Here is a 21837-nt window from a genome sequence, read left to right as displayed (position 1 = left end):
GGAAAAATCAACTTTGGTATCTTTAAAGTAAAGCTTTAGAAATATTCTTATAAATCATTTTGGTTATAAGCAGCTAAAGCCCTAAAAATTAATCGTACATAGGAGGAATTAACCATGGCATTTGAATTACCACAATTACCTTATGCAGAAGATGCACTAGAACCACACATTGACAAAGAAACAATGAATATTCACCACACTCGTCACCATAACACATATGTAACAAATTTAAATAATGCATTAGCAGGAAACGAAGAATTACTTTCAAAATCAGTAGAGGAAGTTATTTCTAATTTGGATGCGGTTCCAGAAGCTGCACGTACAGCTGTACGCAACAATGGCGGCGGACATGCTAACCACTCTTTATTCTGGCAAATCCTTTCTCCAAACGGCGGCGGTGCCCCAACTGGTGAATTAGCTGACGCAATCAATAGCAAATTTGGCAGCTTAGAAAGTTTTAAAGAAGAATTCGCTAAAGCAGCAACTACTCGTTTCGGCTCTGGCTGGGCTTGGTTATCTGTAAATAATGGTGAATTAGAAGTTTCAAGCACTCCAAATCAAGATTCTCCATTAATGGAAGGAAAAACACCTATCCTTGGTCTTGATGTTTGGGAGCATGCTTACTATTTAAAATATCAAAACAAACGCCCTGATTATATTTCTTCTTTCTGGAATGTAGTTAACTGGGATGAAGTTTCAAAGCGTTATAACGCTGCGAAGTAATGGTTAAAAAAGGCAGCTTTTAGCTGTCTTTTTTTACGGCTTGTTCTTCGCTTAATATTTGTATAAGAAATAACTTCTTGATAAAGACTACCCTTATGACAAAGGGGAGTTTTTTTTATGGCAAAAAAATTTAAGATTTTAGGTGACGTTGAACTAACAAAAGACTTATCACTATTGCTTATTATAGGCGGGTTGTACTCACTGAGTGTAGCCTTGTCCAACACATTCGTGAATATTTATCTTTGGAAGCAAACAGGAAAGTATTCCGATATTGCCCTATTTAACCTCTCAATCGTTGTATTACAACCGTTAACGTTTATCTTAGCAGGACGTTGGGCAAAAAAAATTGATAGAGTGATTGTTCTTCGAATTGGTGTCATCTTATTAGCTATGTTTTACTTAGCGGTACTCCTTACCGGAACGCAAGCCTCTACCTACTTACTTCTTTTGGGGGCACTCTTGGGAATGGGTTATGGTTTTTACTGGCTGGCTTATAACGTGTTAACATTTGAAATAACCGAACCGGAGACCAGGGATTTTTTTAATGGCTTTTTAGGAATATTATCGTCTGCGGGTGGAATGATTGGCCCTATTGCTGCGGGATTAATTATAACCAGATTTGAGAAATTTGCTGGATATACGTTTGTTTTTGGATTGTCACTGGCATTATTCGGTTTGGCTGTGTTTTTAAGTTTTTCATTAAAACGGCGCCCTGCTTCTGGAAGGTACTGCTTTAAGAGGATTTTAGAGGAAAGAAAGCAAAACGATAACTGGCGCCTCGTTACAAATGCTCATTTTTTTCAGGGGTTGCGCGAGGGAACATTTGCGTTTGTCATTTCGGTATTTGTTTATATTTCAACGGGAAGTGAAATGTCTTTAGGTACATTTGGCCTGATCAATTCAGGAATATCCTTTGTCGCTTATTATTTCGCCTCGCGATTGATCAAGAAAAACAATCGAAAAAAAGCCATTCTCATTGGCGGGATTATTCTTTACGCTTCAGTTCTTTTGATCATTTGGGATTTGAATTTTGTAAAATTGCTATTATATGGAGGGATGATAGCGATAGCTTATCCGCTATTGCTGGTTCCATATAGTTCAACTACATACGATGTAATCGGGTCTGGCTGGAAAGCAGCAGAAATGAGAATTGAGTACATTGTTGTCCGGGAAATATACCTCAATCTTGGCAGAATAGTATCCATCTTATCTTTCTTAGCAGCGATCACCTGGTTTAATGAAGAGCAAAGTATTCCAATCTTGTTATTCTTTTTAGGTGCCGGTCATCTATTGATATATTTATTCATTAGGCGGGTACAATTGCCTGCGGCATGAAGCGATGAGTTTAACACTCATCGCTTTTTTTGCAGAGAAAAGACTGGTTCAAAAAATCGCCTCATATTGGTCCAGGATTTTTAACAAAATTGGTAAGGGTTATTCATAGAAAAATAGAAGATTATCCGATAAAATAAATAAAGTTATGTAAGAGTAAAGGAAGTGTATATAGAACTTGAACCTTAAAAAGAAAAAGAAAAAGACACATGTCCCTTTTCGTTTAAATATGGTATTTTTTGTGGTGTTTATCCTTTTCTCTGTTCTTGTTCTCCGTCTAGGAGAATTGCAAATTGTCTTTGGTGATGATTTTAAACGTGAAATTGAACGGACAGAAGAGATTACAGTAAATAACCCGGTACCAAGAGGGAAAATGTATGACAGAAATGGTCAGACAATTGTAGACAATAGTCCTCTAAATGCGATTACTTATACAAAAAGTCAAAATGTGACGCAAGAGGAGATGGTTGATACTGCTGAAAAGTTAGCAAAACTAATCGATATTGATACCTCTAAGATCCCCGTCCGTGATAAAAAGGATTATTGGATTATGAAACATCCAAAGTTGGCAAAAGCGAAAGTAACCAAAAAGGAATGGGCGTTATATAACCAAGATAAATTGGATGATAAGGAAATTTATCAGTTGCAGCTTGACCGGGTTACGGATAAGGAGCTAAACAGTTTTAACACAGAGGAGCTTCAAACCCTCGCGATCTATAATAAATTCAATAGTGGTTATGCGTTAACTCCGCAAATTGTTAAAAATAAGAATGTTTCTGCTGAGGAATATGCAATTGTCAGTGAAAATTTAGAAAACTTGCCTGGTGTTGATACAACTACAGACTGGGAACGTAAGTATGCTTTTGGAGAGACTTTAAAATCTATTTTAGGGGCTGTTACTTCCTCTGAATCAGGGATCCCTAAGGAGCAGTTAGAAAAATATCTTGCGCGGGGATATAGCAGAAATGACCGTGTGGGGAAAAGTTACCTGGAATTGAAATATGAAGATGTGCTTCATGGTCAAAAGGCAAAAGTTCAAACAGTAACCGATAAAGCTGGGAAAGTCCTTTCAACAGAGGTGGTTTCGGAAGGAAAGCGCGGGAACGATTTAGTTTTAACCATTGATATGCAGCTGCAGCAGCAGGTTGAAAAAATCATTGAAGAAGAGATGTGGTCTGCTAAGAGCAAACCAAATACGGGTGTAATGGATCGTGCCTTTGTCGTTGTCATGAATCCTAATACCGGTGAATTATTATCAATGGCTGGGAAACTAATTGGCAAGGATGAGAATGGCAAGACAGTCATGAAGGACTATGCAAGCGGTACGTTTACAAGTTCGTATAACGTGGGGTCAGCGGTAAAAGGGGCGACGATTTTAACTGGTTATCAAACTGGTGCCATTCAACCAGGAAGCTACCAAAGAGATGAACCCCTAGTGATTAAAAACACCCCTATAAAGAAATCATGGAAAACCTTTGGAACTATTAATGATTTAAGGGCACTTCAAGTTTCGTCTAACGTATATATGTGGAAAACGGTAATTGCGATGGCTAATGGAAAGTATGTTCCAAATGGAACGCTTAATATGGAGACTTCAAAGACATTTAATACGATGCGCCAATCATTTAGCCAATTTGGTCTAGGGACACGTACTGGAATTGATTTGCCAAATGAAATGAGCGGGTTTCCTGGAACGGAAAACACCTCCCCAGGTAAACTTCTTGACTTTGCGATCGGCCAATATGATACCTATACACCTATGCAGTTAGCACAATACGTCTCTACCATTGCTAACGGGGGTAATCGTGTTCAGCCTCATATTGTGAAGGAAATTCGGGAACCAGTAATGGAAACGAATGAATTAGGGCCAATTGTTGAAGAAAAGGAAACTAAGGTCTTAAATCGTATCGATATGAAGGATGCTTGGATTGAACGGGTCCAAGAGGGCTTCCGGATGGTTATGCAGGTTGGGGATGGTACAGCAAAAAGTTATTTTGGGAGTGCCTCTTACAACCCGGCTGGGAAAACAGGAACGGCACAGGCTTTTTATGACGGTTCAGATAAAACGAAGCGCGGGACAGAGGTCTGGAACTTGAGTCTAGTCAGCTATGCGCCTTCCGATAACCCTGAGGTAGCTGTGGCTGTTGTAGTGCCATGGGCTTATCAAGGCAGCAGTGGACCAAGTATTAACAATTTAATCGGACGAAGAGTGTTGGATGCTTACTTTGACCTGAAGAAAACACGTCAATCTACTGACGGCGCTTCAGGTGCTGAGCAGCAAGCAGACCAAAGTACAACTGAATCTACTCAAAGCACCACAGAAGTGGGACAATAATTTAATATTTTACTAGAAACCTGTCAGTTACACTGACAGGTTTTTTGTTTGCCCTGAATTTACAATATCTAAACATAGATTTACAAAACCTTTACATTCCATTAAAACTACCTTTACGAATATGCTTTATTCTTAATCATGTAAGGCAGACAAACATTATATAACTACCAATTTCTTAGGGGGAATTAGAGAATGAAGAGTCTTAAAAAACTTAGCCTACTGACATTGTTTGCAGCTTTAATGATTTTCACTGCTGCATGTGGAGAGGGAGCTTCAACAAATAAATCCGAAGGAAACAACAACACGGCAGAAGAAAAAGAACTTTCAGGTACACTATCTATTTCTGGTTCATCTGCAATGCAGCCATTAGTAGCAGCTGCCGCTGAAGAATTCATGGCTCAAAATCCGAAGGTTGATATTCAAGTACAAGCCGGCGGTTCTGGTACAGGCTTATCACAAGTTGCTGAAGGATCGGTACAAATTGGTAACTCTGACGTCTTTGCAGAAGAAAAAGAAGGCATCCCAGCTGATGTACTAGTAGATCATAAAGTAGCTGTAGTAGGTATGACTGCTGCAATTAACCCCAAAGTTGGTATTACAGATATTAAAAAAGAGGATTTAATTAAAGTCTTCACTGGTAAAATTACAAACTGGAAAGAACTTGGCGGAAAAGACCAAAAAATTGTGCTTGTAAACCGTCCTGATTCTTCAGGGACTCGTGCGGTATTCAATAAATTCGCTCTAGATGGTGCAACACCTGCAGAAGGAATTACTGAGGATTCTTCCAACACAGTTAAAAAGATTATTAACGAAACAGATGGCGCCATTGGTTACCTTGCATTCTCATACTTTACCGATGAGTCTGTTGCACCTCTTTCCATTGATGGAGTGGAGCCAACCGCTGAAAATGTACAATCAGGTGAATTTCCAATTTGGGCTTACCAACACTCCTATACGAATGGTGAGCCAGAAGGATTGGCGAAGGCGTTCCTTGACTATATGATGTCAGAAGATATTCAAAATAACCTGCTTAAGCAGCAAGGATATCTTCCTGTTACAAAAATGGAAGTAGAACGTGACGCTGAAGGGAACCAAAAAGATTTATAATCTGGCAGTTTAATTGGATATCGGGGTAAGTGCGAACCAGCATTTACCCTCTTATGACGTATTTAGGGGTGTTTAGTGCATTATGGAAAAAATTATTCCTGCAAAAGAGAGATTATTAAAATCTGAAAAGAATTGGAACAATGGTGAATTGCGTGGAAAGATCCTTGTGATCCTATGCGCAGTGATTATGATATCAGCCACAATTTCAATTACTATTTTCCTGGGCACAAAAGGTTTACAATCGTTCATTAAAAATGGTGTCAGTCTTATTGAGTTCTTAACCAGTGCTGATTGGAATCCTACCGATAAATCGAATCCCAAATATGGAGTACTTCCATTTATCTTCGGCTCATTTGCTGTCACCTTCCTTTCGGCACTTATTGCGGCACCTTTGGGGATTGGCGGAGCAATATTCATGACAGAGATTGCACCTTCATGGGGAAGAAAAATATTACAGCCAGTCATTGAGCTATTGGTTGGTATTCCGTCTGTTGTTTATGGATTCATCGGGCTTACAGTATTAGTTCCCTTTGTAAGAGAACATGTAGGCGGATTAGGATTTAGTTTACTTTCGGGAATGATCGTTTTATCTATTATGATTTTACCCACAATTACTACAATTGCGACGGATGCGATGAGTTCATTACCAAAGAACTTAAGAGAAGGCTCTTATGCCTTAGGTGCAACCCGTTGGCAAACCATTCGCAAGGTGCTTATTCCTGCTGCAATGCCTACATTACTCACCGCTGTAGTTTTAGGTATGGCGCGGGCATTTGGAGAAGCATTAGCCGTTCAAATGGTTATCGGAAACGTACGTGACCTGCCTTCAAGCCTGTTGGATGCATCGGCAACGTTAACGACAATTATTACTTTAAACATGGGACATACCACATATGGCAGTGTTGAAAATAATACCCTATGGTCCATGGGCCTAATCTTATTAGTTATGTCGTTTGCTTTTATTCTCCTGATTCGTTATCTATCATCAAGGAGGAAAATGTAATGAATAGTAAAACTGCTGATCGTTTAGCTACTGGAGTCTTTGTTGCCATTGCAATCATTATCATTTCAATTTTAGTTGGTTTATTTTCCTTTATCCTAGTAAACGGGTTTAAACATATTTCACTTGATTTTTTAACATCCCCATCGAGCAATGTGATGGCTGGCGGGGGAATTCGTGATCAATTATTTAATTCCTTTTACGTTCTATTTATTACAATGTTAATTACCGTTCCGCTTGGTATTGGCGGAGGAATCTATATGGCTGAGTACGCAAAACCCGGAAAAGTTACAAATATGATTCGTTCTTGTATTGAAGTACTTGCCTCTCTTCCATCTATTGTGATTGGGATGTTTGGTCTATTAATGTTTGTTAATTTAACCGGTTGGGGTTATACCATTCTTGGCGGAGCCTTGGCATTAACCGTATTTAATCTGCCAGTACTCGTTCGGGTAAGTGAGGATGCGATTCGTTCAGTACCCCGTGATTTAAAAGAAGCCAGTCTTGCTTTAGGAATTACTCATTGGCATACGATTAAAACAGTTATATTGCCAAGTGCATTTCCTTCTATTTTAACTGGTGCCATCCTTGCGGCAGGTAGGGTATTTGGAGAAGCTGCTGCCCTTTTATTTACTGCAGGTCTGTCGACGCCAAGGCTTGATTATACGAATTGGAACCCATTTTCCGATCAGTCTCCATTAAATATTTTCCGTCCTGCCGAAACGCTTGCTGTACACATATGGTCAGTCAATACACAGGGGCTTATTCCCGATGTTGAAGAAGTTTCGAACGGATCAGCAGCTGTGCTAGTTCTTTCGGTTTTGCTATTTAATCTATTAGCAAGATGGATCGGAAGTATGATTCATAAAAAAATCACAGCAACTAAATAAAAGGGCAGGTGAAAACGGATGGTTACAACTCTTTTAGAAAAGGAAGCCATAGAACAATCATTTCAACCAACCGTCCCGTTGAAAATGGAAAATATATTAGAGGTTAATAACTTAGAGATATTTTATGGTGAAAAACGTGCGGTAAATGGTATCTCAATAGATATCGAAAAAAATTCAGTAACAGCATTAATTGGGCCTTCGGGCTGTGGTAAGTCCACGTTTTTAAGAAGTATCAACCGCATGAATGATTTAATTTCCGGGGCAAGAGCTGAAGGACAAATCATATATGAGGATTTAAATATTTTATCTGAACAAATCAATGTGGTGGCATTAAGAAAAGAGATTGGGATGGTGTTTCAAAAACCAAATCCTTTTCCAAAATCAATCTATGAAAATATTACCCATGCCTTAAAATTTAGCGGAGTCAAAAAGAAAGGCCTGCTCGATGATATTGTACAGGAAAGTCTTGAAAAGGCAGCATTATGGGATGAAGTGAAAGACCGCCTCCATAAATCGGCCCTATCCCTTTCAGGCGGGCAGCAGCAGCGTCTATGTATTGCCAGAACAATTGCCATGAAACCGGCAGTTATGCTTCTTGACGAACCGTCTTCGGCGCTAGATCCGATCTCTAACGCGAAAGTAGAAGAATTGATCGTCGACTTGAAAAAGGATTATTCCATTATAATTGTTACCCATAACATGCAGCAGGCTTCCAGAATTTCCGATAAAACCGCATTCTTCTTAAATGGAGATTTGGTTGAATATGATTCTACCGAAAAAATCTTTACCAATCCTTCTGTTAAAAAGACAGAAGAATACATTTCTGGAAGGTTCGGATAAGGGGGAAAACCAATGACAATTTCCACATTGACAAGAGAAGTGTTTGATATCAATCAATTAAATTTATGGTATGGGGACCATCATGCTCTTAAGGACATAAACTTCCCTATAAATAAAAAAGAGGTTACGGCGATTATCGGACCGTCAGGCTGTGGTAAGTCGACCTTTATTAAAACTCTAAACCTTATGATCAATATGGTTCCAAATGTCAAAATGACAGGGGAAATAAACTTCGGCGGAAAAAACATCCTGGATCAAAAAGTGGATCTTGTCGATTTGCGAAAACATGTAGGGATGGTGTTCCAAAAAGGGAACCCGTTTCCACAATCTATCTATGATAATATTGCCTACGGACCAAGAATTCATGGGATAAAAAAGAAAGTCCACCTCGATGAAATCGTCACAAAATCATTGATGGATGTAGCATTATGGGATGAAGTAAAAGATCGATTACACGCACCTGCGCTAGGATTATCCGGGGGACAGCAACAAAGGTTATGTATTGCCAGAGCATTAGCAACAAAACCTGATGTTCTGTTAATGGATGAGCCTACTTCTGCTTTAGATCCGATTTCCACCTTGAAAATTGAAGAACTAATATTAGAATTAAAAGAAAAATATACGATTGTTATTGTTACTCACAATATGCAACAGGCATCACGGGTGTCTGACAAAACAGCGTTCTTCTTAATGGGAGAGTTAATTGAGCTGGATTCTACTGCTGCAATTTTTTCAAACCCTGCGGACTCACGGACGGAAGGGTATATCACTGGAAGATTCGGATGATGGGGTGACTAGAATAATGAATACAAGGTCAAATTTTGATCATAATTTAAATCAGTTAAATGATATGCTAATTTCCATGGCTAAAAAATCGGAAATTGCCATTAAAAATGCGATGCTTTCTTTAGTTAATCAAGACCTGGGGATGGCTAAGGCTGTTCTCCTAGGGGATAATGAAATCGATCAATTGGAACAGGAAATTAATGATAAGGCATTATTATTAATTGCCAGAGAATCACCGGTAGCGACCGACCTTAGAAAAATTAATGCCGCATTAAAAGTCTCATCTGAGGTAGAAAGATTGGCTGATATAGCCGTTAACATCGCCAAATCAGCGATCCACATCGGTGAGGAAGAGCATATTAAAGAAATGGTGGATATTCCACATATGATGGAGTTAGCTTTGGAGATGGTTTCAGAGTCAATCGAAGCTTTTACCACTGAGGATGTTTTTCTTGCAGAGCAATGTGCAAAAAAGGATGACCAGGTTGATCAAATGTTCGGCCATCTGATTCATGAATTGATGGGGTATATTCCGCATAATCCGGAATCAACCAATCAAATTATTCAGTTATCTTTTGTTTGCAGATTTATTGAAAGAATTGCCGACCACTCAACAAATATAGCTGAACATGTGGTTTACCTTGTAACAGGGAAAAGAATTGATTTGAATGCTTAGTTAAAAAAATGAGGCTGCAAAATGCAGCCTCATTTTTTTGTATAATTGGGAAATAGTGTCGAATGCATGCTGATCCACCATTCTAAAATTTGTTGGTTATTGTAAAAACAGAGACCGTTTAGAAATCTAAAAAAATTTCGGAACGGTAAACAAAGCATGCAGTATAGGGTGACCAAATTACGACAAATTGCGTTTATTGTGTGCGTTTTAAACTGATGGTACCATTAAATTATTAATTATTACGAATTGTTTTACGGTTAACTGCATATATTGATTGTTTACAGAATGGAGGAAAAAAATGATAGAGGAAATAATAAAATTAAGAGAAGAGGGTCTTTCATTTCGTAAGATTGCCACAAAATTGCAAACGACGGTAGGCAAAGTTCAGTACCGCTGGAATAAATGGATGGAAGACACCGACCATGAGATGACGAATAAAGTTAATAGGCAATCTACTCAGGATACAAATTCCTCAGATTACTCTATTTCACCTGAAACCATTCCACTAAAAGGTGAGCTCAAAATAAAGCTTGTAACACCTCGCAAAGTAATTCTTTTCTGGGACGTTTCCGAATTACCAAAAAAAATTATGGAACGATTTTTTAATCGGGAGTTTGAAGACCTTGTAACGGTTATTAGAGTGTATGATGTAACAAATCTGTTGTTTAATGGGAAAAATGCACACCATTTTAATGAAGTAACGATTCCTTACCAAAGTGGCCACTGGTTTATTAAAGAGTTGGCGGGAGGACGCAGCTATATTGCTGAAATAGGTGTATACGTTTCTAATCATGATTTTTTTCCTTTTTATCGTTCCAATGCCATACAAACGCCTGCTCCAGATATTCAGGGTGGGATAACCTATCAGCATGAATTACAGCAATTTCAGCGATATGAAGAAGAATCTCCTAAATGGACGGAGCATGTGAGTACTTATAGTTATTACGTGAAATCGAACAACACGGGGGAACGAAATGAATAAACCATATTCACCAACTGATGACTTGGATATAAAAAGCCAACATTCTTCTAGGCTAAAAATATTAATCCTATCCTGGGAGTATCCCCCTAATATTGTCGGTGGACTTTCTAGACATGTATTTGGCTTATCCTCAAATTTAGCACAACTAGGGCATGAGGTTTATGTTTTAACAGCGGGGAAAAATGCTCTTCCTTCTTTTGAAAATATCAATGGTGTAACCGTCCATCGTGTAAAACCTGTTAACGAAAATGATGAAAAGTTTCTAAACTGGATTGCGGGTCTTAATTTAGCCATGGCATTTAAGGCAGAGCAGTTAGCAATGGAGCAGGAATTTGACATCATTCATGCACACGATTGGCTCGTTGGGGCCGCTGCAATCAGCTTAAAAGAACGGTTGGGCATTCCGTTATTAACCACAATCCATGCTACTGAGCATGGAAGAAATAACGGAATATATACAGAAATACAGAAGTTTATTCATGATAAAGAGCAGCAATTAATTTTACTGTCAGACCAGCTTGTTGTTTGCAGCCAATATATGAAGGACGAGCTTCAGCGGGTCTTTGCCAATGTCGATGGGAGTATTGCTGTTATTCCAAATGGAATAGAACCTTTAACAGTAGATTATCCAGTAGCTGAGATATTCCCCGAATTAACAGGAAAAAGATATATTTTTTCACTCGGAAGAATGGTCGAAGAAAAGGGTTTTGAAACGATCATCGAAGCGGCTGCTGTTTCAAAGGATAGAAACAAAGACTTATCTTATGTAATTGCCGGTAAGGGGCCTATGTTAAAGGACTATCGAAAACAGGTAACAGAACGAGGTTTGGATGACGTGGTATCCTTTATTGGCTATGTGACTGATGAACAAAGGAATGCCCTCATCCAAGGCTGTGAGCTGGTGGTTATACCAAGCCTTTACGAACCGTTTGGCATAGTGGTATTAGAATCCATGATTTTTGGGAAACCAACTGTAGTATCTAATACTGGCGGTATGAAGGGGATTGTTAAGCATCTGCAAACGGGAATGCTTATGGTCCCAGGGAATGCTCAAAGTCTTCTAGAACAAATTGACTTTTTAATAAATGAACCTGTTAAAGCAAAAGAGATTGGATCTAAAGGAAAGAAAATCGTTCAAAGCTTGTATGGATGGAAACGAATTGCTGCTGATACAAGCCGGGTTATCCAAGATACAGTATTAAACAATCGAGTAAATGAGAAGGAACAAAAGGCAGCAAAAAATAAAATTTAAATAAGGTGTACATGATGACGAATATTATGACGGAATTTCAAAAAAAGAATGATAGGTCCAACCCTGATTCGGCCATGGAAGCACTGCAATTTGTTCCTGGGATGTGGGTGGATGGTAAATACTTCTGGCTGAAAAACACGATGGAGGAAGTAATTTACGAAGAATCCTTGTTGATAAAAGTAAAGCAAGAACAACTACATTCTAAGATATCTCTTTCAAGTGTATTGGTAAGTAATCATAGTGATCAATCCAAACAGATTACTATTTTAGCTATGCATCATTTTCGTGATAATGAACCAGATCATTTAACTTTTGGATCACCAGTTGATAATCATATTTTTCATCATGCAAATAAAATGATCTATCTCGTTAATGGCCGATGCAGTAAGGCCTGTATGAAAGAGTATACAACTGTACCATTATGGAATGCCTATACGGATCGGATTTGGGCTTCCATCGAGAAGGGAAATCTAAAGTACCAACCAATGGCAAAGGGACCAGCGGCCAGTATATTAACAATGAGCATGTCTATTGAACCTCACCAAACCGCTGAAATGGATACTTGGATAATTAGTGGGACTAACAAGAATGAACTGTTTTCAATAGAAAAAGCACTTCTTAAAAAACACACTAGCATTTCCTTTTGAAAAATGATATTATAGAAAAGTCGTATGAACGAACAGCTTAATCGTTTGGAGGGAAATTAACATGCGTGTAAATATTACGTTAGCTTGCACTGAGTGTGGAGATCGTAACTATATTTCAACAAAAAATAAACGTAACAACCCAGATCGTCTTGAGCTTAAGAAATATTGCCCAAGAGAAAAGCGTACAACAGCACACCGTGAAACAAAATAAGCAGTAGGGCTTCCTGCTGCTTTTTTTGTTGCCTAAAAAAGTAAGGAGGGACAACAATGAGTGATAAAAATAAAGTTAGAAAACGGGTAAAAGAAACTCTTTCTAACCTTTCAAAACCCCAATATGAAGCTTACTCAAAACGAATTGCCGATACGTTATTAAACGATAATGATTGGAAAACTGCTAGAGTCATCGGCATTTATATATCAAATCCCCCTGAAGTAGATACATATCAAATTATTCGTAAGGCTTGGGAGCAAGGCAAGCAGGTTGTTGTCCCTAAATGCAGGCCGGCAGATAAACAACTATCCTTTAGAGCACTGTCTGATTTTACAGAGCTAGAATCGGTTTATTATGGATTACTTGAACCAGTAGAAGCATTAACAAAAGAAATTACTTCTGAAGGGATTGATTTATTAGTAGTCCCTGGACTGGCCTATACTAAGGAGGGGTATCGGCTGGGATTTGGAGGAGGCTATTATGATCGGTTTTTAACTAATTATCATGGTAAAACTCTATCCTTGGCTTTTAAAGAGCAAATTATTTCTAATTTTCCAATTGAAGCTCATGATATCCCTGTTTCAAAATTGATTACAAACGATGGAGTTATCGAAACAAAATGATAGTAAATTCGTTGATTTATATGGTCATAATCATTGGGGCGCTGGCGGGATACTTTCAAAAATCTCTTACTCGATCTGGGGCCTTTGCAGCTATGCTTGTCGGAATGTCCGTTTATACCGGTATGGGTCTAAAAGGTGTTGTGCTGCTTGGAGCTTTTTTTGTATCTTCTAATTTTTGGTCGAAGTATAAAGGAACTGCAAAGAAAATAATGGAAGAGAAACTGGCAAAAGGAGGAACGAGGGATTGGCTCCAGGTTGTTGCAAATGGGGGAGCTGCAGCTCTTTTCAGTCTAGTTTATTTTTTTCAGCCTGAGCAGATTTGGATGCTTGGGTTTGTAGTTTGTCTAGCGAGTGCTAATTCAGATACGTGGGCATCGGAAGTTGGCAGTTTAAGCAGGGAAGATCCAATCTACATCCGGACATTTAAACGAGTGGAAAGAGGAACTTCAGGTGCGGTTAGTGGATTGGGCAGTGCCGCAGCAGCAGCCGGATCCTTCTTTATTGCTATATTGAGTTATGGGTTTTTTCATATTGAAATCAGCCTGCTTATTCTCGTTTTTCTATTTGGTTTTATAGGTAATGTGATTGATACATTGATTGGTGCTTTTTATCAACAAGTTTATCTATGTGAGAAATGTGGTATTCATACCGAGAAAAAGACTCATTGTCATTATCCGACAAAAAGAATAAAAGGTTTGGCATTAGTGGATAATGATATGGTAAATTTTCTTTCCGGTTTGATTGCTGCTGTATTATTAATCGTAATTTTACGACTTTTTTGATAAAATCTTACAATGGATACATATCAATGTTTTACATAGTATCTATATAACTAAATGGAGGAATGAGGATGCTAAGGAGAGTCAATCGTGTTGTCCTAATTGGTACCGGCTTTGTAGGTTCCAGCTATGCATTTGCGCTTTTAAATCAAGGCATTACCGAAGAATTAGTATTAATTGATTTAAATAAGGAAAAGGCTGAAGGAGATGCCATGGATTTAAATCATGGGATGCCTTTTGCTCCGTCACGTACAAAGATTTGGTATGGAGATTACAAGGACTGTGGTGTAGCTGACCTTGTAGTAATTACTGCAGGTGCAAACCAAAAGCCTGGGGAAACAAGATTAGATCTTGTGGAAAAAAACACAAAGATTTTTAAGGGTATTGTAGATGAAATCATGGATAGCGGCTTTAATGGTATATTTTTAGTGGCTACAAATCCAGTGGATATTTTAACCTATGCCGTATGGAAGTTCTCTGGACTTCCAAGAGGACGGGTTATTGGTTCAGGAACGATATTAGATACTGCCCGGTTCCGCTATTTACTTGGCGAGCACTTTGATGTTGATACAAGAAATGTACATGCTTATATTATCGGTGAACATGGTGATACAGAACTACCTGTTTGGAGTCATGCGGATATTGCGGGTACAACGATTTCTGAATGGACTAAAAATAAGCCAGGTCCTACTCAGGAAGAGTTAGATAAAATCTTCTTAAATGTACGTGACGCTGCCTATCATATTATTGAGCGCAAAGGTGCGACGTATTACGGAATTGCAATGGGATTAGTCCGTTTAACCAAAGCGATTTTACGAAATGAAAATTCCGTTCTTACCGTTTCTGCCTATTTGGACGGGGAATACGGTCACGATGATATCTATATTGGTGTCCCTGCTGTTGTCAATCGAAAAGGAGTAAGGGAAATTGTTGAACTTGAACTTAACGACCAAGAGAAAGCACAATTCACCAATTCTGTTCAAGTATTAAAAAAGACCATGGAACCAGTGTTTAAGAATTTTTAATATGAAGGCTGTGTTAATCATGAATGTTGATTTCCGCTTCAGGCGGCTTCGCTTTCCGCGGGCGTGCCGGGGAGCCTCCTCGGCGCTGAAAGCGCCTGCGGGGTCTCCCCTGCCCCGTACTCCCGCAGGAGTCTTCGCCGCCTTCCGCTCCAATCAACATGCTAAAAATCAACAATTACCTTTAACACAGCCAATAGGAAAAAGAGGCGGATTACATTTAATTCGCCTTTTTTCTTTTTATCCAGCGGATAATTCCATTGATAATATCAAAGAATAGTCTTAGGAGGGATGATGATGTCTCGGCTATTAACATCTATTTTTATGATTGGTTCAATTGGATATGTAGTTTTTCGGTATAGGTACAAAATTATTAATGTACTAATAGGAACAGGCTGGATGCGCAGGCTTGCCGTAGGCTCGATTATGAGCTTCCCCGGGATAAGGCAAAAATTAATATCTTCAGTTTTTGGAGGACCATCTGGAAGGTAATGAACCCAGATGGTTCTTTTTATGTCTATTCCGTTAAATTCTTCTCATTAAGGGAGGGTCGGACAATGTATATGGATGGATTTCGTTTATAATATAAGTAACCGGGAAAAATGAATACAGATTATTCCTTCATGGATCTTAGAAAGTAGGGGAGAAATGAATAATAGAGAAGGTTATATTTTTTGGAGGCTGGCATATTCTTTCATTTCTGATTATGGTTATCGAGTTATTCAATTATTTGAAAATCAAAAAGAACTGTGGCTTGAAAAATTAGAAAATAAGAAAGCTCCAGTTATTCGAATGCTGCTCCATGATTTAGATTGGAGCAATGCCATGCAGAGAGATATTGAATTTGCTGCTGCAAATGGTGAAAGAATACGGAAACAAATTAGGAAAAATGAACTGAACGTAATGAATATATATGTGAGTAAGTTTCCACCTGTTGATGAGTACGAACATCGCATTGCAAAACCCTTTGTCTTTCCTCAAGGGAATAAAACAAAAGTCACTTCTATTCTCTTGGCTAATGAGCAATTTGTATCAGGACTTAGTAAAATTTCTGAACAAGTTAATGGGAACATCCAGTTTTCGATTCATGATGAATATTCGGAACAGGAAGTTGATGAGCTGAAAAAATCATCTCTATCTCTGGCTGGAAATAAACTCAAAGCTGAACAAGAGCTCCTTTTCAATGGGAAGCCTTTTTTTACCTATGCATTTATAATCATTCAACTGGCTGTCTTTTTCTGGATGGAAATAAATGGGGGGAGTACAAATACATCAACACTAATAAAATATGGTGCAAAAGTAAATACCTTGATTTATCAGGGGGAATGGTGGAGACTAATCACACCCGTTTTTCTTCACATCGGTTTTTTGCACCTGCTAATGAATACAATGGCCTTATATTTTCTTGGCACCACAGTGGAGCGGATCTATGGGAGAATGCGTTTCCTATTCGTCTATTTATTTGCAGGATTTATTGGGGTTATTGCCAGTTTTCTCTTTAGTTCGAACTTATCCGCCGGTGCAAGTGGTGCTATTTTTGGATGCTTTGGGGCTCTTTTGTACTTTGGTGTCATGTATCCTAAATTATTTTTCCGAACAATGGGAGTAAATCTCATCGTTGTTTTAGGTATCAATCTAGTGTTTGGTTTTTCAGCATCAGGAATTGATAATGCTGGACACCTTGGAGGTTTAGCAGGTGGATTCCTTGCAGCCGGAATGACTCATTTACCAAGGAAAAAAAAACTTTGGCAATTGGTTTTTCTAATTGCTTCTATTGCCATTGTTTGGTTTTCATTATCGTATGGGTTTAGTGCCTCCGCCCAATCAAAGGATGAATATTCAAATTTATTATTGGCTGAGGATTATGTCAAACAAGGTAAATATGATCAAGCATATAAATTATTGAAAGAATCCGAGCAGCAGGCGGCAAACCTTTCTGAAAGAACCTATTTTCTCTTATCTTTTGTGGAGATAAAAAAGGATATGCTGCCAGAAGCGAAAATACATTTACAAAAAGCGATACAATTGGACCCTGAATTTGATGAGGCCTATTTTAATCTTGCGCTCATTAATCTTGAACAAAATGAACTCCAGCAGGCTAAAATGAATGCTGATAAAGCAGCGAATTTAGAGCCCACAAAAGAACAATATACGGATTTGGTAAATAAAATTAATGAATACCTTGAAGGTTCCGGTAAAAAAAATTAGTAAATCCAATGTTCTTGAGGTGAAAATGTGTATAAGTTATACTTTTGTTTAGTAATAGAATAATACTCTCCATTCAAATAAACGAAGGAGGGGAGGTTCCTAAATGAAGACAATCTATGATATTCAGCAATTTTTGAAGAGATTTGGAACAGTAATTTATGTCGGTGATCGAATTGGAGATCTTGAACTCATGATAGCAGAATTAAAAGATTTATATCATTCACAATTAATTGAGCCAAAAGAATATCAGTCAGCCATTTTATTGCTGCGACATGAAATCCAAACTCAAAAAGAAAAAATAAGATAAACCGCCAACAATAAAACCCGTAGAAATACGGGTTTTTATCATTTTTCCTTTAATACACTCATATGTTTTTTTATGATGGGAGGAAGGCAGATGGAGATAAGTGTGCGGACAGGGGATACTCTGTCATATTTAAGCGGTTTATTTAATATCCCGCTCAAATTAATCCTAGATTCTAACTCCAACTTAAATCCAACAAATATGAAACCAGATCAGAAAGTCCAAATACCTGGATATGTGTCAGTACCCTATACAATTAAAGAGGGCGATACATTTGAAAAAATAGCTGCTTCAAAAGGAATAGCGGTTGATTCCCTTTACCTGCTAAATCAATCAAAAAATCCACTCCACTTGGTTATAGGAGAGAGGATATTTGTCCCCGAAAAAGTCGTTATTCCGTTTGTACCAATAACAACCCCGTTAGATTATAAAAGACTTGAAAAATTAGTTAAAAATCTTAAACGCTTATATCCATTTATAAACGTAAAACAAATTGGTACGAGTGTGTTAGGTAATCATATCCATGAAATTAGAATTGGAAAGGGAGAAAGGAAGATCCACATGAACGCTTCCTTTCATGCCAATGAATGGATTACCACCATGGTCCTGATGAGTTTATTAAATCATTTTTTACTCTCCCTGACTAATGGTCAAGTCATTAAAGGGAAAAAAGCGGCTGATCTCTACGAGGCCATTGAGTTATCGCTAGTGCCCATGGTTAATCCCGATGGGGTAGATCTGGTATTAAACGGACCGCCTTCTCATATAGCAACAGAGGTTATCGAAATCAATGAAGGCAGTGATGACTTTATTCATTGGAAAGCAAATATAAGGGGAATAGATTTAAACAACCAATTTCCTGCGAATTGGGACATATGCAGGAAAAATAAAAAGCCCAAAATACCAGCGTCTAGAGATTTTCCAGGTGAGGAGCCGTTAACAGAACCTGAGGCCGTCGCTATGGCGGATTTAGCGAAAAACAATCATTTTGACCTGCTTATTGCCTTTCATACCCAGGGGGAAGAATTTTATTGGGGATATGAGGGACTCGAACCATCAGAATCAGAGGATCTTGCCAAAAAATTCGAAAAAGTAAGTGGTTACCAAGCGATTCGCTATGTAAACAGTCACGCTGGATATAAGGATTGGTTTATACAAGAGTTCAAACGGCCGGGATTTACACTTGAACTAGGAAAAGGAATTAATCCACTGCCGCTTTCCCAATTTCCAACGATCCTTAGTCGATCATTCGAAATATTCGCAGCGGTATTAATAGATTAAAATTTTTTCACCACCTTACTTGTAAAATCTTGCTATTGTCATTAAAATAGAGTGAAGTTAGCTTAAGAAAATTCAGACATTAATACATCTCAACAACGATTACTGATAAAAAAGCCGGAAATTTACGGCTTTTTTCCTGTTTTTCCTTGACTATGAAAAATATTGAAACGTTTATAGAGTAATAGCGTCTAAATCATTATAAAGATAGGGGGAGGCGGCTTAATTGATATGAACAAATTTAAACAAGTGCATCGTATTTTATTTTTGCTTATATTTATTTTGTCGTCTTTTTTATTAGGTGCATGTGCCAATAATCAACATCCTGAACGTAAAAATTCAAAAAATGATAAAAATCAAAAACCTGCCGCATCAGTGGCCGTTGAATGGAAACTGCCTCTAACGATTCCGGAAGATAGGGGTGATTTTTATAAGGTAATCGGCTGGTTTACTAATCAACAAATTTTTTATGTGACCAACTTAAATCAAACATCAAATCTTTTTCTTTATAACCTAATAACAGGAAAAAGTAAGTTGATATATACAACCGAGAATCCTATAGTCAATGTACAGATAAGCCCATCTAAGAAATATCTTATGATCCATACTTCATCGTCCGCAAATGAAGGGATGGTCACCATCATTGATACGAAAGGAACTGAACACTTAATAAAGACCTTTCCCTCGTATGATTTAGTGATTGAGTGGAACCCCTATAATGAGTCAAAATTACTTGTTACGAAGTTTGAGGAAGACTGGAGCTTTCAAATCTCTTTATTAGATACAGAGAATGGCAATACAACGGTACTCAGTTTACCGCAGCCATTTGTTCAATGGAACAAGGAACAAGAGATTGCTTACATAGATTGGGACCAGAACAGTTCTTCATTAACTGCGCCGCTTATTTTTAGTCATTTAGAAAAGGGGACGAACCGGACTGCTTTTTCCCGAGTCATCCAGTTTGCTGCCTATCCCAATCTGCTTATGACGGTAACTGAGAGTGATGGAGATTCGGATAGGGTGGACTATTCATTTTTTGACAAAAAGGAAACCAAGCTTTTCAGCTTTTCAACTCCCCAGTTAAAGCAGTTTTCAGATTGGCTGGTTCCTTTCTATGATTTTAACGGAAGTAAGCAGCAATTTATCACCTTTCAGCCGCTTTCAAGTGGTGATGTGGATACATATACAGAGGGCTTCCAGCTTATACGGTATGACTTGAAGAAGGGCACCAGTCAATTGATTCTTGAAAACTTGGACAATCTGCCCATTTCAATATCACCTTCTGGAGAAGCCGCTTTACTCGGAAATAGCTATGAAAAAATAATCGATTTAAACGAAAAGAAAATTTATGACTTAATAAAGGGATGACAAGAAAAAGTCATTCTTTTTTCTTTTTTGTTAATTATGGTAAAATCACAGAGGAATATAAAATGTTAAAGTGATGGTGATAATTTTGGCGATTGTAGATGTAGCGGTTATTCCATTAGGGACTGAAACACCAAGTGTAAGTAAATATGTAGCCAGTGTTCATAAGGTTCTAAGGAACTATGAAGAGGAAGGGAAAATTAAGTTTCAATTAACACCGATGAATACGATTATTGAAGGAGAACTGCCAGTTCTTTTTGAAGTGATTCAAGCCATGCATGAGGTTCCATTTTCTGAGGGGATTAAGCGGGTCGCTACAACGATTCGCATTGATGACCGAAGGGATGTTAAAAGGACCATGGAATATAAAGTAGAGCGCGTTAATAGTCTGTTAAACGAGGGCTAATTAATAATCAAATAAAAAAGACTGTCAACTGACAGTCTTTTTTATTTGATTAATGTGTTCCGGTTGGGTAACCGGATTCAATAATTGTCATGACTGTAAACCAGCCGAAAACTAGAAATGAAGCTATAGCCCAAAAAGCGCCTAGGAAGTTCTTATCTTTCAGTGTACGAAGTCCTCCAATGGCTGCAAGGATTGTTACGAGAGCAAAAATTATCACTAAACCCATTTTAAATTCCCCCTTTTCGTTGTAAGCCATCCCAAAATTATGTAACTATATTATATACATTCGTATCCTATTTTATAGTTTTTTCATAAATTTGTCGAGGGCAAATGTAGCGCTTTATTATTTGTGATGCTTTCTCAACTTTGCCCTATAGTGTAAAATAAAGCTAATGTACTTTTATATGGGAGGAAATTATATGAAATGGCAGCAAATCCCCTTAGGCCCTTTGCAGACTAATTGCTATCTTGTTGAAAATCCTGATAAGACTTGCTTGATAATTGACCCGGGTGAGGAAGGGAACAAGTTAATTAACTTAATGACTCAAAGAAAATTAAAGCCACTGGCAATGCTTTTAACCCATGCTCATTTTGATCATATTGGTGCAGTAGATATGGTGAGGGAAACTTATAATATTCCAGTGTACCTACATAAACAAGAGGAAAAATGGCTTAGTGATCCAAGGCTTAACGGTTCCCAATTATTTATGCAAATGGAACCGATCACAGCTAAGCCGGCCGAACATATTATCCGAAATGAAGAGGAAATGAAAATAGGAGACTTTTCTTTCCGCATTTTTCATACACCTGGTCATTCACCTGGCAGTATTTCTTATTATTTTGCGAAAAATGAGGTTGTTATTTCAGGGGATGCCCTATTTCAGGGAAGTATCGGCCGTACGGACTTACCTGGTGGGAATTCAGCGCAGCTTTTAAAAAGTATTCATGATAAACTCTTATGCTTGCCGGAGGAAACATATGTCTTACCAGGACATGGTCCTGTCACGACCATAGGAGAGGAAATGGATAGCAATCCCTTCTTAAATGGTTTTTAAAATCTGATAGAGTTTT

At 38.1% G+C, this 21837-nt stretch carries 24 protein-coding genes; 23 read left to right on the top strand and 1 reads right to left on the bottom strand.

The window, feature by feature from the left end; genetic code table 11:
* Window positions 1-114 precede the first annotated feature (114 nt).
* From GXK58_RS08580 to GXK58_RS08475, 22 genes are all read left to right on the top strand, one after another.
* On the top strand, window positions 115-723 hold the full coding sequence (locus GXK58_RS08580) for a superoxide dismutase (RefSeq protein ID WP_160721713.1): 609 nt from the start codon (window positions 115-117) through the stop codon (window positions 721-723).
* Between the two features lie 117 nt (window positions 724-840).
* Complete coding sequence (locus GXK58_RS08575) at window positions 841-2058, top strand: MFS transporter (RefSeq protein ID WP_160721711.1); 1218 nt, start codon at window positions 841-843, stop codon at window positions 2056-2058.
* A 226-nt stretch (window positions 2059-2284) separates the two neighbouring features.
* Window positions 2285-4390, top strand: coding sequence for a peptidoglycan D,D-transpeptidase FtsI family protein (locus GXK58_RS08570; protein WP_442862464.1), 2106 nt, complete (start codon window positions 2285-2287; stop codon window positions 4388-4390).
* 192 nt (window positions 4391-4582) lie between these two features.
* Window positions 4583-5497 carry a phosphate ABC transporter substrate-binding protein gene (locus tag GXK58_RS08565; RefSeq protein WP_160721707.1) on the top strand — a complete coding sequence of 305 codons (915 nt, stop codon included), beginning with the start codon at window positions 4583-4585 and terminating at the stop codon, window positions 5495-5497.
* 82 nt (window positions 5498-5579) lie between these two features.
* Window positions 5580-6500, top strand: a complete 921-nt coding sequence (pstC, locus tag GXK58_RS08560) for a phosphate ABC transporter permease subunit PstC (protein WP_160721705.1) — start codon at window positions 5580-5582, stop codon at window positions 6498-6500.
* Window positions 6500-7387, top strand: coding sequence for a phosphate ABC transporter permease PstA (gene pstA, locus GXK58_RS08555; RefSeq protein WP_160721703.1), 888 nt, complete (start codon window positions 6500-6502; stop codon window positions 7385-7387). Before pstC ends, pstA begins: the two co-directional genes overlap by 1 nt.
* Window positions 7388-7471: 84 nt before the next feature.
* Complete coding sequence (gene pstB / locus GXK58_RS08550) at window positions 7472-8227, top strand: phosphate ABC transporter ATP-binding protein PstB (protein WP_237389618.1); 756 nt, start codon at window positions 7472-7474, stop codon at window positions 8225-8227.
* 12 nt (window positions 8228-8239) lie between these two features.
* Complete coding sequence (gene pstB, locus GXK58_RS08545) at window positions 8240-9013, top strand: phosphate ABC transporter ATP-binding protein PstB (RefSeq protein ID WP_160721699.1); 774 nt, start codon at window positions 8240-8242, stop codon at window positions 9011-9013.
* A gap of 16 nt (window positions 9014-9029) precedes the next feature.
* Entirely contained in the window at window positions 9030-9689 is a 660-nt protein-coding gene (gene phoU / locus GXK58_RS08540; protein WP_160721697.1) for a phosphate signaling complex protein PhoU, read from the top strand.
* A gap of 298 nt (window positions 9690-9987) precedes the next feature.
* Complete coding sequence (locus tag GXK58_RS08535) at window positions 9988-10671, top strand: DUF4912 domain-containing protein (RefSeq protein ID WP_160721695.1); 684 nt, start codon at window positions 9988-9990, stop codon at window positions 10669-10671.
* Entirely contained in the window at window positions 10664-11923 is a 1260-nt protein-coding gene (locus GXK58_RS08530) for a glycosyltransferase family 4 protein (RefSeq protein WP_160721693.1), read from the top strand. The genes GXK58_RS08535 and GXK58_RS08530 overlap by 8 nt, the downstream gene beginning before the upstream one ends.
* Window positions 11924-11937: 14 nt before the next feature.
* A complete protein-coding gene (locus tag GXK58_RS08525) occupies window positions 11938-12570 on the top strand; it encodes a hypothetical protein (RefSeq protein ID WP_237389603.1) in 633 nt (210 codons plus the stop codon).
* A 61-nt stretch (window positions 12571-12631) separates the two neighbouring features.
* The gene (gene rpmG, locus GXK58_RS08520; protein ID WP_015594975.1) at window positions 12632-12781 is read left to right on the top strand and encodes a 50S ribosomal protein L33; all 150 of its coding nucleotides are present in this window, start codon (window positions 12632-12634) and stop codon (window positions 12779-12781) included.
* Between the two features lie 56 nt (window positions 12782-12837).
* Window positions 12838-13404: a 5-formyltetrahydrofolate cyclo-ligase gene (locus tag GXK58_RS08515; protein WP_160721689.1), complete on the top strand. Its 567-nt coding sequence runs from the start codon at window positions 12838-12840 to the stop codon at window positions 13402-13404.
* The gene (locus tag GXK58_RS08510) at window positions 13401-14186 is read left to right on the top strand and encodes a DUF92 domain-containing protein (protein WP_237389602.1); all 786 of its coding nucleotides are present in this window, start codon (window positions 13401-13403) and stop codon (window positions 14184-14186) included. The genes GXK58_RS08515 and GXK58_RS08510 overlap by 4 nt, the downstream gene beginning before the upstream one ends.
* A gap of 68 nt (window positions 14187-14254) precedes the next feature.
* Window positions 14255-15208, top strand: coding sequence for an L-lactate dehydrogenase (locus GXK58_RS08505; RefSeq protein WP_160721687.1), 954 nt, complete (start codon window positions 14255-14257; stop codon window positions 15206-15208).
* 294 nt (window positions 15209-15502) lie between these two features.
* Entirely contained in the window at window positions 15503-15697 is a 195-nt protein-coding gene (locus GXK58_RS08500; RefSeq protein ID WP_160721685.1) for a hypothetical protein, read from the top strand.
* Between the two features lie 156 nt (window positions 15698-15853).
* On the top strand, window positions 15854-17413 hold the full coding sequence (locus GXK58_RS08495) for a rhomboid family protein (RefSeq protein ID WP_160721683.1): 1560 nt from the start codon (window positions 15854-15856) through the stop codon (window positions 17411-17413).
* 103 nt (window positions 17414-17516) lie between these two features.
* On the top strand, window positions 17517-17720 hold the full coding sequence (locus GXK58_RS08490) for a YqgQ family protein (protein ID WP_160721681.1): 204 nt from the start codon (window positions 17517-17519) through the stop codon (window positions 17718-17720).
* A gap of 90 nt (window positions 17721-17810) precedes the next feature.
* Complete coding sequence (locus GXK58_RS08485) at window positions 17811-18998, top strand: M14 family metallopeptidase (protein WP_160721679.1); 1188 nt, start codon at window positions 17811-17813, stop codon at window positions 18996-18998.
* A gap of 228 nt (window positions 18999-19226) precedes the next feature.
* The gene (locus GXK58_RS08480; protein WP_160721677.1) at window positions 19227-20363 is read left to right on the top strand and encodes a hypothetical protein; all 1137 of its coding nucleotides are present in this window, start codon (window positions 19227-19229) and stop codon (window positions 20361-20363) included.
* An 85-nt stretch (window positions 20364-20448) separates the two neighbouring features.
* Window positions 20449-20766 carry an MTH1187 family thiamine-binding protein gene (locus GXK58_RS08475; protein WP_160721675.1) on the top strand — a complete coding sequence of 106 codons (318 nt, stop codon included), beginning with the start codon at window positions 20449-20451 and terminating at the stop codon, window positions 20764-20766.
* A 49-nt stretch (window positions 20767-20815) separates the two neighbouring features.
* Here the strand turns inward: GXK58_RS08475 and GXK58_RS08470 are convergent, their stop codons facing one another.
* A complete protein-coding gene (locus GXK58_RS08470) occupies window positions 20816-20992 on the bottom strand; it encodes a DUF2759 domain-containing protein (protein ID WP_160721673.1) in 177 nt (58 codons plus the stop codon).
* Between the two features lie 193 nt (window positions 20993-21185).
* Between GXK58_RS08470 and GXK58_RS08465 the strand changes: the two genes are divergently transcribed.
* Window positions 21186-21821, top strand: a complete 636-nt coding sequence (locus GXK58_RS08465; RefSeq protein WP_160721671.1) for an MBL fold metallo-hydrolase — start codon at window positions 21186-21188, stop codon at window positions 21819-21821.
* The last annotated feature ends 16 nt before the right edge of the window (window positions 21822-21837 follow it).

This window comes from Bacillus sp. USDA818B3_A (genome assembly GCF_009928415.1).
GTDB lineage: Bacteria > Bacillota > Bacilli > Bacillales > Cytobacillaceae > Neobacillus.
This window is presented reverse-complemented; position numbering and strand designations above follow the sequence as displayed.